The 16,813-nt window shown below is 72.4% G+C and carries 9 protein-coding genes; 5 read left to right on the top strand and 4 right to left on the bottom strand.

Features of this window, described 5'->3' with window-relative positions:
- Positions 1-10: 10 nt before the first annotated feature.
- The 3 genes from ACIOHP_RS00175 to ACIOHP_RS00165 form a co-directional block, all read right to left on the bottom strand.
- Positions 11-1,570, bottom strand: a complete 1,560-nt coding sequence (locus ACIOHP_RS00175; RefSeq protein WP_401881853.1) for an alpha/beta hydrolase — start codon at positions 1,568-1,570, stop codon at positions 11-13.
- Positions 1,571-1,701: 131 nt separating this feature from the next.
- Entirely contained in the window at positions 1,702-3,246 is a 1,545-nt protein-coding gene (locus tag ACIOHP_RS00170) for an alpha/beta hydrolase (protein ID WP_361542538.1), read from the bottom strand.
- A 118-nt stretch (positions 3,247-3,364) separates the two neighbouring features.
- Positions 3,365-6,076, bottom strand: coding sequence for a lysylphosphatidylglycerol synthase domain-containing protein (locus tag ACIOHP_RS00165; protein WP_361542536.1), 2,712 nt, complete (start codon positions 6,074-6,076; stop codon positions 3,365-3,367).
- Positions 6,077-6,262: 186 nt separating this feature from the next.
- On the opposite strand from ACIOHP_RS00165, the gene ACIOHP_RS00160 reads away from it, so the two are divergent.
- The 5 genes from ACIOHP_RS00160 (at position 6,263) to nudC (ending at position 16,482) form a co-directional block, all read left to right on the top strand.
- Positions 6,263-6,628 (top strand): MGMT family protein, encoded by a 366-nt coding sequence (locus tag ACIOHP_RS00160; RefSeq protein ID WP_401881849.1) that lies wholly within the window; start codon positions 6,263-6,265, stop codon positions 6,626-6,628.
- A gap of 275 nt (positions 6,629-6,903) precedes the next feature.
- Positions 6,904-10,332, top strand: a complete 3,429-nt coding sequence (locus tag ACIOHP_RS00155; protein WP_401881846.1) for an ATP-dependent helicase — start codon at positions 6,904-6,906, stop codon at positions 10,330-10,332.
- Positions 10,333-10,448: 116 nt separating this feature from the next.
- The gene (locus ACIOHP_RS00150) at positions 10,449-13,964 is read left to right on the top strand and encodes a UvrD-helicase domain-containing protein (RefSeq protein WP_401881843.1); all 3,516 of its coding nucleotides are present in this window, start codon (positions 10,449-10,451) and stop codon (positions 13,962-13,964) included.
- Between the two features lie 10 nt (positions 13,965-13,974).
- Positions 13,975-15,387 (top strand): dipeptidase, encoded by a 1,413-nt coding sequence (locus tag ACIOHP_RS00145; RefSeq protein ID WP_401881840.1) that lies wholly within the window; start codon positions 13,975-13,977, stop codon positions 15,385-15,387.
- A 153-nt stretch (positions 15,388-15,540) separates the two neighbouring features.
- Entirely contained in the window at positions 15,541-16,482 is a 942-nt protein-coding gene (gene nudC / locus ACIOHP_RS00140) for an NAD(+) diphosphatase (RefSeq protein ID WP_361542521.1), read from the top strand.
- A gap of 57 nt (positions 16,483-16,539) precedes the next feature.
- On the opposite strand, the gene ACIOHP_RS00135 is transcribed toward nudC, so the two are convergent.
- Positions 16,540-16,782, bottom strand: a complete 243-nt coding sequence (locus ACIOHP_RS00135) for a mycoredoxin (RefSeq protein ID WP_361479811.1) — start codon at positions 16,780-16,782, stop codon at positions 16,540-16,542.
- Between the last annotated feature and the right edge of the window lie 31 nt (positions 16,783-16,813).

Here is a 16,813-nt window from a genome sequence, read left to right as displayed (position 1 = left end):
CCCGCCGTCGTCATGAGCAGACCTTGCCGTCCTTCGGCACCGTGCCCTTGAGCAGATAGGCGTTCACCGTGGAGTCGACGCAGTCGCTCCCGCTGCCGTACGCCCCGTGCCCCTCGCCCTTCCAGGTGAGCACCACACCGACGTCCTTGCCCAGTTCGTCCGCCATCTTCCGGGCGCCCTCGTAGGGCGTCGCCGGGTCGCCGGTGTTGCCGACCACGAGGACCGGCGGTGCGCCGGGAGCGCTCACCTCCGGGGTGTCCCACTGCCCGGTCACCGGCCAGTCGTGGCACCAGCCGGCCGTGTCCCAGCCCAGGAAGGCACCGAAGACGGGCGAGAGCTTCTCGAACGTCGGCAGCAGCTTCTTCGTCTCCGCGGCGGTCGGCCGCTGCTTGTCGTCCAAGCACGATATGACCCGCTGCGAGTGGGTCGTCGTGCCGTAGTGCCCCGCGGTGTCCCGCTCGTTGTAGCCGTCGGCGAGCGTCAGCAGCTCCGAGCCGTCGCCCTGGTCCGCGGCCTCCAGCGCACTGGTCAGGGTGGGCCAGCTGGCCTTGCTGTACAGGGGAAGCACGATGCCGGTGACCGCGAGCGTCTGCGTCAGCTTCCGGTCGGAGCCGGTCGGCAGCGGGTTCGCGTCGAGCTCCTTCAGCAGGTCGGCGATCTTCCGCGTGCCCTGCTCGGGGTCCTGGCCGGTCGACTTCAGATAGTCGTCGAGCGCCCGCTGGAAGCCCCGGGTCTGGTTCTCCGCGTGGCCCACCGTGTCCGCGCTCGGGTCGACGACCGCGTCGAGGATCAGCCGCCCGACCTTCTTCGGGAACAGGTGGGCGTAGACGCCGCCGAGTTCGGTGCCGTAGGAGATGCCGAAGTAGTGCATCTTCGTGTCGCCCAGCACCTGGCGCATGAGGTCCATGTCGCGGGCGGTGTCGGTGGTCGAGGCGTGTGCCAGGAGCGCTCCGGCGGCCTTCTCGCAGCCCTTGCCGAAGGTGGCGGCGTCCTTGAAGTACGCCGCTTCCTCAGCCGCGGTGTCCGGCGTCGCGTCCACGCTCTCGGCGGACTGGATCTCCTTGTCGCTGCGACAGCGGACGCCCTCGCTGGCGGCGACCCCTCGCGGGTCCCAGCTCACCAGGTCGTACCGCTCGCGGAGCGTGGAGACCGTCGCGCCGTACAGCGGCATCATGGACACGCCCGAGCCGCCTGGGCCGCCGAAGTTGAACAGCAGCGAGCCGATGCGCTCGCTGCCGTCGCCGCGGGCCTTGGCGCGGATCAGTGCCAGACCGATCGTCCTGCCCTCCGGCTTCGCCCAGTCCAACGGCACCTTGAGCGTCGCGCACTGCCATTCGCTGCTCGGCGCGGGGGAGTCCGCCGTGCCCTTGCAGCCCTCCCAGTCGAGCTTCTGAGAGGTCAGCGAGGACGGCAGCGCGGCGGCCGCCTCGGTGTCGGAGGCACCCGACGACGGAGTGGACGTGTTCGTGCCCTCGTCGTTCTTGCCGTCGTCGGACGAGCCGCCGCTGCAGCCCCCCACCAGCAGTGCCGCGGCGGCGGCCAGGGCCGTCCACCGTACGAAACGCGTCATCGCAGTCCCCCCCATGCAGGCCGTCCGCACTGTGCCGCGGATGGCGGTCATGCCATGGTAGGCGGCCCGCATCACAGCTGCGCATGCCTGTGGATAACGCTCTGACCTGCTGATTTTCCGGAATCCTCGGGTCAGGAGCAGATCGTCCCCGCCGTCGGTACCTTCCCGTCCAGCAGATAGCCGTTCACCGCGCCCTGCACACACCTGTTCTTGCTGTCGTACGCGCCGTGCCCCTGCCCCTTGTACGTCAGCTCCACGCCCACGCCCTCGCCCAGCGCGTCCACCATCTTCCGCGCCCCCTCGTACGGTGTGGCCGGGTCGCCGGTGTTGCCGATGACGAGGATCGGCGCCGAGCCGGCCGCACTCACGTCGGGGTGCTCGGCGGCGCCCGCGACGGCCCAGTCGGTGCAGCTGACCATGCCCCATGCCAGGTAGTCGCCGAAGACCGGGGAGGCGGACCGGAACTCCGGCAGCTTCCGCTCCACGTAGTCCTCGGTGTAACGGGGCTTGTCGTCGGCGCAGTTGATGGCGATGTTGGCCGCGCTGAGGTTGCTGTACTCGCCGTCCTCGTTGCGCCCGTTCATGGAGTCGGCGAGCAGCATCAGCACCCTGCCGTCCCCGTCGTACGCCTGCTCCAGGCCCTCGGTGAGGTACTCCCAGAAGTCCTGCGAGTACAGCGACTGGGCGATTCCGCTGGTCGCCGCGGTCTGGGTCAGCTCGCGCAGGCCGACACCGGGGATCGGCGCGCTGTCGAGGTCCTTCAGCAGTTTGGCGATACGGGCCTTGACGTCCTGTGCGCTGTCGCCGATCGGGCAGTCCTCGGTCTGCGACACACAGTGCTCGGCGAAGTTGTCGAGCGCGCGCTGGAAGCCCTTGGTCTGTCCGAGGGAGCCCTGCTCCGAGTCCTCGGTCGGGTCGACGACCGCGTCGAAGACGGCGCGGCCCACCTTCTCGGGGAACAGATGGGCGTAGACGCCGCCGAGTTCGGTGCCGTAGGAGATGCCGAAGTAGTGCAGCTTTTCGTCGCCGAGGATCTGGCGCATCAGGTCCATGTCGCGGGCCGCGTCGGTGGTGCGCACATGGGAGAGGACCTTCTCGGAGTTGTCCTCGCAGGCCGCGTTGAACTCCTTGGTGTTGTCCAGGAGCCTGGTGCGCTCGGCCGCGTCGTCAGGGGTCGCGTCCTGCTGGAAGTACGCGTCGAGCTGAAGGTCGTTGAGGCACTCCACGGGTTCGCTGCGGCCCACCCCGCGCGGGTCGAAGCTCACCAGGTCGTAGCGGGTGCGCAATTTCGCGTAGTCCTCGCCGAAGGCGGGCAGCGTGGTGACGCCAGAGCCGCCGGGGCCGCCGAAGTTGAAGATCAGGGAGCCGATCCGCCTGCTCTCGTCGCCGCTGGCCTTCGCCCGGATCAGCGCGAGCCCGATCTTGTCGCCCTTGGGCTTGTTCCAGTCGAGCGGCGCTTTCAGGGTGGCGCACTGCCACTCGTCGCCGTTCGGCAGAGGTGACGGGGCGTCACCCCCGCCCTCCGCCGCGTTCGGTGCCGGGCAGTCCTTCCAGCTCAGCTTCTGGGCTGTGACGTCCTGGTCCTCGGAGTCGTCGCCGCAGCCCGCCAGCAGGGTGGACAGCAGGACGGCGGAGACGGTCAGGGCAGCGACGCGCAGGCGGGGAGGGTTCGGCATGATCCCATCCTGCGGTCGGCCACCTCCGGCCGCTCGGGGCACGGGCCGTACGAGGTACGCGTGCGTGCCGGTCGTCCGAGGCACGCGTACGTGGCTGACGTACGGCGTGCGCGCGTGCCTACAGGGCGCCCTTGCGGGACAGGTGGTTGAAGGCCAGCCAGCCCGGCAGCACCGGAATCCACAGGGTCAGCAGCCGGAACAGCAGCACGGCCGGGGCGGCGACCTCGCTCTCGAGGCCCACGGCGATGAGGCCGACGGTCAGGGTCGCCTCGACCGCGCCCACACCGCCCGGCGTCGGGGCCGCCGAGCCGAGCGCGTTGCCGGCGAGGAAGACGACGGCGACGCTGGCGAGGCTGATCGAGGAGCCCTCGGTGCCGAAGGCCCGGATCGAGGCGTCCAGGCACATCACGAAGCAGGCGGTCAGCAGGAGCATGCCACCGATGCCGGTGAGCAGCTTCTGCGGCCGCTGGAGCACGTCGAGCATGCGCGGGACGACGCCCGCGAAGAGCGACCGCACGCGCGTGACGACGAACTTGCGCAGGAACGGCACGGAGGTGACGACGAGCACGAGCACCGCCACCGTCAGCAGACCCGCGATGACCGTCCGGGACGGCGACAGCGACGGTGTCTTCTCGGTGCCGGTCAGATAGCCGAAGGACAGCAGCATCAGGATGTGGCAGCCGAGCCCGAACAGCTGCGAGGCGCCGACACTGGCCACCGCGAGCCCGGGCCGCACCCCCTGGCGTTGCAGGAAGCGCGTGTTGAGGGCGACACCGCCCACCGCGGCCGGCGCGACGATCTTCACGAACGACCCGGCGACCTGCGCCCCCACGGTCCGCGTGAACGGCACCCGCTCGGGCACGAACCCCAGCAGCGACATCGCCGCCGCGAAGTAGCTCGCCGCCGAGAACAGCACGGCCGCGGCGACCCAGCCCCACTCGGCGTTCTGGATGAGCGGGCCGAACTCGATGTGGGTGAGCTGCGTCAGCAGGAAGTACGCGCCGATGGCACCGGCGATGACGCTGATCAGGGTGCGCGGACGCACCCGCTCCAGGCGGGCCGGCTCGACCGGCGCCTGCGGCCTGATCAGCAGCACCGCGTGGCGGATCTGAGTGAGCAGGTCCTCCTCGCGGGCCTCCTCCAGCGCCTCGTCGATGGCCCGCTTCTCGGCCCGCGCCTCCGCGCGCACGGCCTTCTTGTCGGGCTTCTCGAGCACGGGCCTGGCGTCGTCGTGCGCCTCCTCGAGCCTGGCCTGCTTGGCCTGCCGGGACGCCTCCAGGATCGCGTCGCGCTCGCGCTGGGCGCGTTCCCGGGCCAGTGTGCGCAGCGTCGCGCGCGTGGAGCGACTGAGGGCGATGGGCTGGAGCATCGGCAGACAGTCGGCCACGGCGTCGGGGCCGAGCACACTCACCGCCGCGGCCACCGCGCGCTCGGCGCCCACCCGCAGGCCGAGCGTCACCAGCAGCTGGGAGATGTCCATGCGCAGCAGCAGGTCGCCGGCCGCGATCTCGCCGACGCGCAGATCGGTGAGGATCACCGTGCCGGAACGATCCACCAGAATCGCGTCGCCGACGAGGCGCCGGTGGGCGATGCGCCGGGACTGCAGGGCCCGCACCTGGTGCCAGGTGTCCCGGAGCAGGTCGTCGGTGATGTCCTCGTCCGGCAGCGAGTCGAGGGTGCGGCCGCCGGTGTGCTCGTAGACGAGCATCACGGCGTCGGGGCCGAGTTCGGAGGTGGCGATGAGCTTGGGGGCGTTGGCGCCGGCCGCGATGGCCGCGTAGGCGAGCAGGGCCTCCTGCTCCAGGGCCTGGCGCAGCGAGGGGAGGCTGCTGCGGGTGGCGAAGCCGCGCAGGGTCAGATTGCGCCACGCGCGGTAGAAGAAGCCCTGCGCCTGCTGCTCCCGGTCGACCACCGTCACGTCCAGCGGCGGACCGTCCTCCAGCGTGACGAAGTAGCGCCGGCCCCGGTCGCCGGTCTCCGGAGTCTCCGCGACCTCCTCACGGGCCGCGCTCACCGGATGGAAGCCGACGTGCCGAAGGCCCGCCATCAGCGTCCGCCCCGTGGGCTGGACGTTGGGCGAGCCGACCGCGTACAGCGTGCCGTAGGCCACGGTCCAGCCGATCAGCACCGTCAGGATGATCGAGAACGGCGTGGTGTAGCCCGTGACGAGCATCGAGAAGGCGTCGAGCATCAGCACGATCCACAGCACCGCGCGCCAGCGCGGTCGGCGCGACATGCCGACCGCCGTCATGTAGGCGATGACCGGCGCGAGATAGCCGTGCACCGGGTCGGTGAGGGCGTGGATGTCACCGGGGGAGGGCTGGGTGAGCGCCTCCTGGATCGAGTCGGGGGCCGCCTTGGCGACCCACAGGTCGGTGGCGAGGGTCACTCCGTGCGCCAGGACCGCCGCGAGCACGCCGTCCGCGATGCGCAGCCCGTCGCGCTTGATCAGCCGCTCGATCGCGAAGGCGACCGGCACCAGCAGGATCGCGATGCTGGAGGCCAGACCGGCGATCTTGATGAGCAGGTCGGGCGCCTGTCCCGTGCCCTTGTTGATGTCCTGTTCGAGACCGGAGGTGGTGCCGTGCGCGAACGCGGCGATGGCCAGCAGGACCACCACCGCCAGCACACCGACGAGGAGCCGCATGAGGTCCGAGGGACGGTGCACGCGCGCGGGGAGGAGGGGTTCGTCGCCCTCGACCTCGTCGCTGTGCGTCTCGTCCGCGAACTCGACCGCCGCCTCTTCTGCCTCTTCGTCACCGGTGCCCGGGCGCGACGAAGCGTCAGAGGTGCTCTCCGCGCCCTCCGGGTGCACGCCCTGTTGCTTCATCGTCTCTTCTTGATCTCGTATCACCGGTCACCGCCCGCACGATGGTGGCATGCCCCACCGACACACGGGGGCATCAGGGTGCAAACGCGGGGGCGCACAGTCTGCCCGAAGCGCCGCCCCGGGGCGAGGGATACGCACGGTGGTCAGCGCGTCACATTGTCGGTGGGGTGGGGCAGGATGGGGCGGATGAGTGACGAGAGTCTTCCGCGCGACGCCCTGCCGGAGTACGCCGAGCGCGTCCTGGAAGTGGCGGAACTCATCCCGCCCGGGCGCGTCATGACGTACGGCGACGTGGCCGAGTGGCTGGAGGAGGGCGGCCCGCGTCAGGTCGGCCGGGTGATGGCCCTCTACGGGGGAGCCGTCCCGTGGTGGCGGGTCGTCCGCTCGGACGGCGTGCTGCTCCCGGGCCACGAGCTGCGGGCGCTCGACCAGTACCGCGCGGAGGGCACACCGCTGAGGACGGCGAGCAGGGCCGCCGAGGGCCACCTGCCGCGCCTCGACATGAAACGGGCGCGATGGGACGGCGGCGAACGCGCGGAAGGTCACACCTGACAGCTTCCGCCATCGGACGGGTCCGGGGGCGACCTGTGATCCGTACGGGGGAAACGGGCGAAAGCGGGCACGTCCGTGGCATGCCGTACGTTCGAGGGGCGAGGGACACAGGTGTCGCGAGCGCCGTGAGTGTCGTACGGGAAGAAGCGGAAGACCTGCTTCCGATCTCTCCGTCGGCGTAGCGTCGACTGCACGCGTCCCCCTCATCCCGCGATCACCGCCCCGCACGTACGGCGGACGCCCGACCAGCACACCCACCAGGACCGGCGAACCACGTGAGCTCCTCTTCCTTCACCAGGCGCCTGTCGCACCCCCAGGTGCGGCAGGGGAGCCGTGGCGCTTACCGGCTGGTGCGTACCCCGCCGACCCGCGTGGATCCCCCTCGTCTGGACGCCGCACAGCGCTCCGTGGTTGAGCACAGGGCCGGTCCGCTGCTCGTCCTCGCTGGTCCGGGCACCGGCAAGACCACCACGCTCGTGGAGTCCGTGGCGGCCAGGATCGCCCGGGGCGGTGACCCCGCGCGCGTGCTGGTGCTGACGTTCAGCCGCAAGGCGGCCGTCGAACTGCGCGACCGCATGGCCTTGCGCATAGGGGCCGCCCGCGCGCCCCGGGCGACCACCTTCCACTCGTTCTGCTACGCCCTGGTCCGCGCCCACCAGGACAGCGAACTGTTCGTGGAGCCGCTCAGGCTGCTGTCCGGCCCCGAGCAGGACGTCGCCGTACGCGGACTGCTCGCCGGCCAGCCCGACCTGGAGCGGCTCGGTCTCGCCCATGTGCGCTGGCCGGACGAGCTGCGGGCGTGCCTGACCACCCGCGGCTTCGCCGACGAGGTCCGCGCGGTGCTCGCCCGCAGCCGCGAACTGGGCCTGAGCCCGGGCGCCCTGGACGCCTTCGCCCGCGGCATCGGCCGCCCCGACTGGCGGGCCGCGGCCGCCTTCCTCGCCGAGTACCTCGACGTCCTCGACCTCCAGGGCGTGCTCGACTACGCGGAGCTGGTCCACCGCGCGGTGCTCCTCGCCCACCGCCCCGAGGTCGCCGGGCGGCTCGCCACGCAGTACGACGCCGTGTTCGTGGACGAGTACCAGGACACGGACCCGGCCCAGGTACGGCTGCTGCACGCCCTCGCCGGCGGCGGCCGCGACCTCGTCGCCTTCGGCGACCCCGACCAGTCGATCTACGCGTTCCGGGGCGCCGACGTGAACGGCATCCTGGACTTCCCGCAGGCCTTCCCGCGCGTGGACGGCCGCCCGGCGCCCGTCGAGGTCCTGCGCACCTCCCGCCGCTCCGGGGACGCCCTGCTGAGCGCCACCCGGCTGCTGACCCAGCGGATGCCGCTGACCAGGCTCCCGGCGGAGAAGGCGCGTGCCCACCGCGCGCTCGCCCCGGTCCGGGAGGGCGGCCGCGTCGAGGTCTTCACGTACCCGACGCCCGGCACGGAACTGGACAACATCGCCGACATCCTGCGCCGGGCGCACCTGGAGGACGGCGTCCCGTGGGGCGAGATGGCCGTACTGGTCCGCGCGGGATCACGCACCATCCCGACGGTCCGTCGAGCCCTGACGTCGGCCGGGGTGCCCCTCGACATCGACGGCGACGATCTGCCACTGCGGCACGAACCGGCGGTGGCGCCGCTGCTGACGGCGCTGCGGGCGGTTGCCACGGCGGAGGCCTCGACGCGCCCCGACACGGCTGCTCCGGTGGAGAGCTCTGCCGTGGAGGCGCCCGCTGAAGAGGCTGCCGCCGATGAGGCCCCTGTTGAAGGGCCACCTGTTGAAGAGGCGCCCATTGATGAGCCCATGGAAGAGGCGTCCGTTGAAGAGCAGGCCCCCTGCTGGCTCGACACCGAGACCGCCCTCACCCTCCTCGCCTCGCCCCTCGCGGGTATGGACGCCGCCGACCTGCGCCGCCTCGGACGGGCCCTGCGCGACGAGGAGCGGGCCGCCGGGAACCCGCTGCCGCCGCCCTCGGACGAGCTGCTCGCGCGGGCGCTCGCCGAGCCGGAGCGGCTGGCCGTGCACGACCCCGCGTACGCGCGTGGCGCCCAGCGGCTGGGCGCACTGCTGCGCAAGGCCCGTGAGCGACTCGCGGGCGGCGGCAGCGCCGAGGAGGCGCTCTGGGACCTGTGGGAGGGAACACCGTGGCCCGCGCGCCTGGAGCGGGCCGCCCGGCGCGGCGGCGCGGCCGGCCGCAACGCCGACCGTGATCTGGACGCCGTGTGCGCGCTGTTCGCGACCGCGACCCGCGCGGAGGAGCGCACCGGCGGCCGGGGCGCCCTCAACTTCCTGGAGGAGATCGACGCCGAGGACATCGCCGCCGACACCCTCACACGGCGGGCCGTACGTCCTGACGCCGTCCGTCTGATGACCGCGCACCGCTCCAAGGGCCTGGAGTGGCGCCTGGTCGTCGTCGCGGGCGTCCAGGAGGGCCTGTGGCCCGACCTGCGCCGCCGCGGCTCCCTGCTGGAGGCCGACCGCATCGGCCGCGACGGCCTCGCCGAACCGCTCACCCCGGGCGCGCTGCTGGCGGAGGAGCGCCGCCTGTTCTACGTCGCCGCCACACGCGCGCGTGAACGCCTGGTCGTCACGGCGGTCAAGGCACCCGCGGACGACGGCGACCAGCCCTCCCGCTTCCTCACCGAACTCGGCGTCGAACCCAAGGACGTCACCGGCCGCCCGCGCCGCCCCCTGTCCGTCGCCGCGCTCGTCGCCGAACTCCGTGCCACCACCGTCGACCCGCGTGTCTCGGACACCCTCAGGGAGGCCGCCGCCCGCAGGCTGGCCCGGCTCGCCGCGCTCGCCGACGAGGACGGCCGACCGCTCGTCCCGTCCGCCCACCCCTACCGCTGGTGGGGCATGTTCGAGCCGACCGAGTCCAAGGTGCCGCTGCGCGACCGCGACCAGCCCGTCGTGCTCTCCGGCAGCGCCCTCGACCAGCTCGCCAACACCTGCGCCCTGCAGTGGTTCCTGGGCCGCGAGGTGAAGGCCGACGCGCCCGCCACGGTCGCCCAGGGCTTCGGCAACGTCGTCCACGTCCTCGCCGACGAGGTCGCCTCCGGACACACCCCGGCCGACCTCGCCGTCCTCATGGAGCGCCTGGACTCCGTGTGGAACGCGCTCGCCTTCGACGCGCCCTGGAAGTCGGCGCAGGAGAAGGAGAACGCGCGCGTGGCGCTCGAACGCTTCCTCCAGTGGCACGTCATGGACCGCACCGGACGCACACCGGTGGCCAGCGAGCACGACTTCGACGTCACCCTCGGAGCGGGCGACTACGAGGTGCGCATCCGGGGCCAGATGGACCGCGTCGAGGCGGACGGCGAGGGGCGCGCCTACGTCGTCGACTTCAAGACCGGCAAGCAGGCGGTGAGCAAGGCGGAGGTGGAGCACCACCCACAGCTCGCCGTCTACCAGCTGGCCGTGCGGGAGGGCGCCGTCGACGAGGCGTTCGACGGTGTACGTCCGGAGCCGGGCGGCGCGGAACTCGTCCAGCTGCGTCAGGGCGCCGCCAAGCGGGACGGTGGCGAGACGCTGCCCAAGGTGCAGGCACAGGAGCCTCTCGAAGGGGAGTGGGTCGGCGATCTGCTCGCCACGGCCGCCGGCAAGGTCCTCGACGAGCGGTTCACGCCGAGCACAGGGCAGCACTGCACGCACTGCGCGTTCCGGGCCTCGTGCAGCGCTCGCCCCGAAGGACGTCAGGTGGTCGAGTGACCCTCCTGGTGTGATCGGTTGCACCACCTGTGCTGACCTGCGCTTCTTCCGGCCCGGATGTGCTCGGGAGGGCGATTCGTCCTCGACTGTCAGTGCGCGCCGCTAGCCTCTCCGACATGGCCGCCCGCATCACCGATCCCGATCAGCTCAAGGAGCTCCTCGGCATCCCGTTCACCCCGGAGCAGACGGCCTGCATCATCGCGCCGCCCGCACCGCAGGTGATCGTGGCCGGTGCCGGGTCGGGCAAGACGACGGTGATGGCGGCCCGCGTGGTCTGGCTGGTCGGCACCGGCCAGGTCGCCCCCGAGCAGGTCCTCGGCCTCACCTTCACCAACAAGGCCGCCGGCGAACTCGCCGAGCGCGTCCGCAAGGCGCTCATCAAGGCGGGCGTCACCGACCCCGACGTCATCGACCCGGACAACCCGCCCGGCGAGCCCGTGATCTCGACGTACCACGCCTTCGCGGGCCGCCTGCTGACCGACCACGGTCTGCGCATCGGCCTGGAGCCCACCTCCCGCCTCCTCGCCGACGCCACCCGCTACCAGCTCGCCGCGCGCGTGCTGCGCGAGGCCCCGGGCCCCTACCCGGCCCTGACCCGCTCCTTCCCGGACCTGGTCGGCGACCTCCTCACCCTCGACGCCGAGCTCGCCGAGCACCTCGTACGGCCGGAAGCGCTGCGCGCGTACGACGCCGAGCTGCTGCTCTCCCTCGGGAGCGCCAAACTCACCAACGCCGACCTGCGCAAGGTCCCCGAGGCGGCCGCCGCGCGCCGCGAACTGGCCGAGCTGGTGGTCCGCTACCGCGCGGCCAAGCGCGAGCGTGACCTGCTCGACTTCGGCGACCAGATCGCCCTGTCCGCCGAGCTCGCCCAGATCGCCGAGGTCGGGCGCATCCTGCGCGACGAGTTCCGGGTGGTGCTGCTCGACGAGTACCAGGACACCTCCGTCGCCCAGCGCGTCCTCCTGGCGGGTCTCTTCGGCGCCGGCACCGGTCACCCGGTGACCGCGGTCGGCGACCCCTGCCAGGCGATCTACGGCTGGCGCGGCGCCTCCGTCGCCAACCTCGACGACTTCCCCGAGCACTTCGCCCACGCCGACGGCCACCTGGCCACCCGTCAGTCGCTCAGCGAGAACCGCCGCAGCGGCGGCCGTCTCCTCGACCTCGCCAACGGCCTCGCAGAGCCCCTGCGCGCCATGCACGCGGGCGTGGAGGCCCTCCGCCCGGCCCCCGGCGCCGAACGCGACGGCTTGGTGCGCTGTGCCCTGCTGCGCACCCACGCCGAGGAGATCGACTGGATCGCCGACTCGATCGCGCATCTGGTGAACACGGGCAAGGCGCCCGGCGAGATCGCCGTCCTGTGCCGCACGGCGACCGACTTCGCCGAGATCCAGGGCGCGTTGGTCGCCCGGGACATCCCGGTCGAGGTGGTCGGCCTCTCCGGCCTGCTGCACCTGCCCGAGGTCGCCGACCTGGTCGCCGTCTGCGAGGTCCTCCAGGACCCCGGGGCCAACGCCTCCCTGGTCCGCCTGCTGACCGGCCCCCGCTGGCGCATCGGGCCGCGCGACCTCGCCCTCCTGGGGCGCCGTGCCCGGCGCCTCGTGTCCCACGCACGCGTGGACGGCGACGACGACCCGGACCGCCGGCTCGCCGAGGCCGTCGAGGGGGTCGACCCGTCCGAGGTGATATCGCTCGCGGACGCCCTGGACACGTTCCTGGAGACACCGTTCGACGGCGACGGGGACGACGACGGGCTGCCCTTCTCGCCGGACGCGCGCGTGCGGTTCGCGCGCCTGGCCACCGAACTGCGCGACCTGCGCCGCTCCCTGGCCGACCCGCTCATGGACGTCCTGCACCGTGTCCTCGCCGTCACCGGCCTGGAGGTGGAACTGTCGGCGTCCCCGCACGCCCTGGCCGCCCGCCGCCGCGAGACCCTGTCCAACTTCCTCGACATCGCCGCCTCGTTCGCCTCGGGAGACGGCGAGGCGACCCTGCTGGCCTTCCTCGGCTTCCTGCGCACCGCCGCCCAGTACGAGAAGGGCCTCGACAACGCCCTGCCCGGCGGTGAGAACACGGTCAAGGTGCTCACCGCGCACAAGTCCAAGGGCCTGGAGTGGGACGTCGTCGCCGTGCCCGGCCTGGTCACCGGCACCTTCCCCAGCACCCAGGGCCGGGAGAAGTGGACCGCCCAGGGCAAGGTGCTGCCGCACGACCTGCGGGGCGACGCCGACACCCTGCCCGACGTGGAGGCGTGGGACTCCCGCGGCCTGAAGGCCTTCCAGGAGGCCATGAAGGAGCACCAGCACACCGAGGAACTCCGCCTCGGCTACGTCACCTTCACCCGCCCCCGCTCCCTCCTCCTGGGCTCCGGCCACTGGTGGGGCCCCGCCCAGAAGAAGCCCCGCGGCCCGTCCGACTTCCTCCAGGCCCTGTACGCGCACTGCGAGGCCGGCCACGGCGAGATCGAGGCGTGGGCGGACGAGCCCACCGAGGACGAGGAGAACCCCGCCCTCCACGCGGCCACCGTCGACCAGGTCTGGCCCCTGCCCCTGGACGACATGGCCCTGACCCGCCGCCGCGCCGCAGCCGAGACGGTCCTGGCCCACCTGGAGCACCTCGCCACCCACGGGGACGGCCACCCCGCCGCCGAGCACGACCCGGAGACGTACAGCGACCCGGACTGGCCGCCACCGGAGGACGACGAGCCTCCCTACGAGGACGAGGTTCTCCCCGACGACTCCGCCGACGCCGACTCAGCCGACTGGGACACATGGACGACGGACCGCCCGACAGTCCCGCACCAGGCGACGGCACCGGACACCGGCGCGACCACGCACGCGCGTGCCCACCCGGCGGGCCCCGACCCGGACACCGAGCCGGCCCGCCCCCGCCTCACCCCGGAGGAGGCCCGCACCCTCGCCTCCTGGGACCGCGACCTCGACGCCCTCACCGGCGAGCTCCTCCGCGCGCGGGAGGCCGTCACCGACGTACCCCTGCCCGCCTCGCTCACCGCTTCCCAGCTGCTGCGCCTGGCAGCCGACCCGGACGGTTTCGCACAGGAACTCGCGCGCCCCATGCCGCGCCCCCCACAACCCGCCGCACGCCGAGGCACCCGTTTCCACGCATGGGTGGAAGCTCGCTTCGAGGCGCTGACGCTGCCCATGCTGGAGCCGGAGGAGCTGCCGGGCGGCGAGGCCGAGATCGCCGACGAACGCGACCTGGAAGGCCTCAAGGACGCCTTCGAGCGCACCGAGTACGCCCACCGCACGCCCCACCGGGTGGAGGCCCCCTTCCAGCTGGCCATCGCCGGCCGCGTGGTGCGAGGCCGTATCGACGCGGTCTACAAGGAGGGCGACGGCGAGACGGCGACGTACGAGATCGTCGACTGGAAGACCAACCGCGACCGCACCGCCGACCCGCTTCAGCTCGCCCTGTACCGGCTCGCGTGGGCCGAGCAGCAGGGGGTGCCGCTGGAGTCGGTCACGGCCGCGTTCCTGTACGTCCGCAGCGGTGAGATCGACCGGCCGGACGACCTCGCGGACCGAAGTGCGCTGGAGCGGCTGCTGCTGGAGGACCCTTCCGCGCCGGCCGAGTGTGAGGAACCGCCCACCGAGGATGTCGGTGCGGGCCGATAGGCTCGTGACCATGAGCCACCCCGTTGACAGTGCCGTCAGCGCCGTCCGTACGTACATCGAGCAGCACCGCACCGCCTTCCTCGGCGACCTCGCCGAGTGGCTGCGCATCCCCTCCGTGTCGGCCCAGCCCGACCACGCGCCCGACGTACGCCGCAGCGCCGACTGGCTCGCCGCCCGACTCCAGGAGACCGGCTTCCCGACCACCGAGGTCTGGGAGACACCGGGCGCCCCCGCCGTCTTCGCGGAGTGGCCCTCCGACGTCCCCGGCGCGCCCACGGTCCTCGTCTACGGCCACCACGACGTGCAGCCCGCCGCCCTCGAGGACGGCTGGGACAGCGACCCCTTCGAACCCGTCATCCGCGGGAACCGGCTCTACGCGCGCGGGGCGGCCGACGACAAGGGTCAAGTGTTCTTCCACACACTCGGCGTCCGCGCCCACCTCGCCGCGACCGGCCGCAGCACGCCCGCCGTGAACCTCAAGCTGCTGATCGAGGGCGAGGAGGAGTCCGGCTCGCCGCACTTCCGTGCCCTCGTCGAGGAGCGCGCGGAGCGGCTCGCCGCCGACGCGGTGATCGTCTCCGACACCGGCATGTGGGCCGAGGACACCCCGACCGTCTGCACCGGCATGCGCGGTCTCGCCGAGTGCGAGATCCGGCTCCACGGCCCCGACCAGGACATCCACTCCGGCTCCTTCGGCGGCGCCGTGCCCAACCCCGCGACCGCCGCCGCCCGCCTGGTCGCAGCCCTGCACGACGAGGACGCACGCGTGGCCGTCCCCGGCTTCTACGACGGCATCGTCGAACTGACCGACCGCGAGCGCGAACTCTTCGCCGAGCTGCCCTTCGACGAGCGGCAATGGCTGCGCACGGCCAAGTCGTACGCCACTCGGGGCGAGGCCGGCCACACCACCCTGGAGCGCATCTGGGCCCGCCCCACCGCCGAGGTCAACGGCATCGGCGGCGGCTACCAGGGCCCCGGCAGCAAGACGATCATCCCGTCCTCCGCGATGGTGAAGCTGTCCTTCCGCCTCGTCGCCGGACAGGACCCCGATCACATCGAGAAGGCCGTCCGCGCGTGGGCGGCCGAGCAGGTGCCCGCCGGGATCCGCTGCGAGATCACGTTCGGGGCGGCCACGCGCCCGTGCCTGACCCCGCTGGACCACCCGGCCCTGCAGTCCGTCGTCCGTGCCATGGGCCGCGCCTTCGACAAGCCCGTCCGCTTCACCCGCGAGGGCGGCTCCGGGCCGGCCGCCGACCTCCAGGAAGTCCTCGGCGCCCCCGTGCTCTTCCTCGGCATCTCCGTCCCCTCCGACGGCTGGCACGCGCCGAACGAGAAGGTCGAGCTCGACCTGCTCCTCAAAGGCGTCGAGACCACCGCGTACCTGTGGGGAGACCTCGCCGAGCACTGGCGGCACGCGCCCTGATCATCCCGAGGCGTCCGGACCGGCATGAAGCACGGGGCAGACTGGAAGAGCTGTCCCGTACCGCCGAACACCGGACGCGGTCGCCTCCCGCCGTACGTCCCGCCGCACCGCCCGCCGAAACAATCCGTTCCACCGGGGGAGTTGGAAGTACCCGTGACCACCTGGACCGACCACACCGCCGATCGACCCATCTCGCTCACCGCCCCCAGCGGCATCGACCGGGCCGCCCACCACCGGCTCGACGAGGCCTGGCTCGCCGCGGCGTGGAGTCACCCCACGACCCGCTGCTTCGTGGTGTCCGGCGGCCAGGTCCTCGTCGACGAGACGGCCGACGGCCGTACCGAACTCCTCATGACGCCCGCCTTCGAGGCTCCGCTCACCGAGGCACACCGCTACTTCCTCGGCATCGACGAGGAGGGCGTCAGCTACTTCGCCCTCCAGAAGGACGCCCTGCCCGGCCGCATCGACCAGTCCGCGCGCCCGGCGGGTCTGCGTGAGGCGGGCCTGCTGCTGTCGCCGCGCGAGGCGGGCCTGATGGTGCACGCGGTCGGTCTGGAGAACTGGCAGCGCACCCACCGCTTCTGCTCCCGCTGCGGCGAGCGCACGGTCATCGCCGCGGCCGGCCACATCCGCCGCTGCCAGGCCTGCGGCGCCGAGCACTACCCGCGCACCGACCCCGCCGTGATCATGGCCGTCACCGACGAGGACGACCGCATCCTGCTGGGCCGCCAGGTCCACTGGCCCGAGGGCCGCTTCTCGACGCTGGCCGGCTTCGTCGAGCCGGGCGAGTCCATCGAGCAGGCCGTGCGCCGCGAGGTCTTCGAGGAGGCCGGCATCACCGTCGGCCAGGTCGAGTACGTCGCCAGCCAGCCCTGGCCGTTCCCGTCCAGCCTCATGCTCGGCTTCCTGGCCCGCGCCACCTCCACCGAGATCAACGTCGACGGCGACGAGATCGGCGAGGCCCGCTGGTTCTCCCGCGACGAACTGGGCGCCGCCTTCGACTCCGGCGAGGTCCTGCCGCCCTACGGCATCTCGATCGCGGCCCGCCTGATCGAGCTCTGGTACGGAAAGCCGCTGCCGACGCGCGGCGTGTGACAACGCGCTGGGGCGGCTCCCGATCGGGAGCCGCCCCAGCGCGTGTACGTGCGTCGCCTACGCGGCGATCTTCTGCTTCACCTGGGCCAGCGACGGGTTCGTCATCGTCGAACCGTCGGCGAACAGCACGGTCGGGACCGTCTGGTTTCCGCCATTCGCCTTCTCGACGAACGCCGCGGACGCCGGGTCCTGCTCGATGTTGATCTCGGTGTACGCGATGCCCTCGCGGTCCATCTGCTTCTTCAGCCGCTGGCAGTAGCCGCACCACGTGGTGCTGTACATCGTCACAGTGCCCTGCATGTCTCGCGCGCTCCTCTGGTGGCTCGGGGAC

This window comes from Streptomyces sp. NPDC087859 (genome assembly GCF_044742595.1).
GTDB lineage: Bacteria > Actinomycetota > Actinomycetes > Streptomycetales > Streptomycetaceae > Streptomyces > Streptomyces canus_F.
This window is presented reverse-complemented; position numbering and strand designations above follow the sequence as displayed.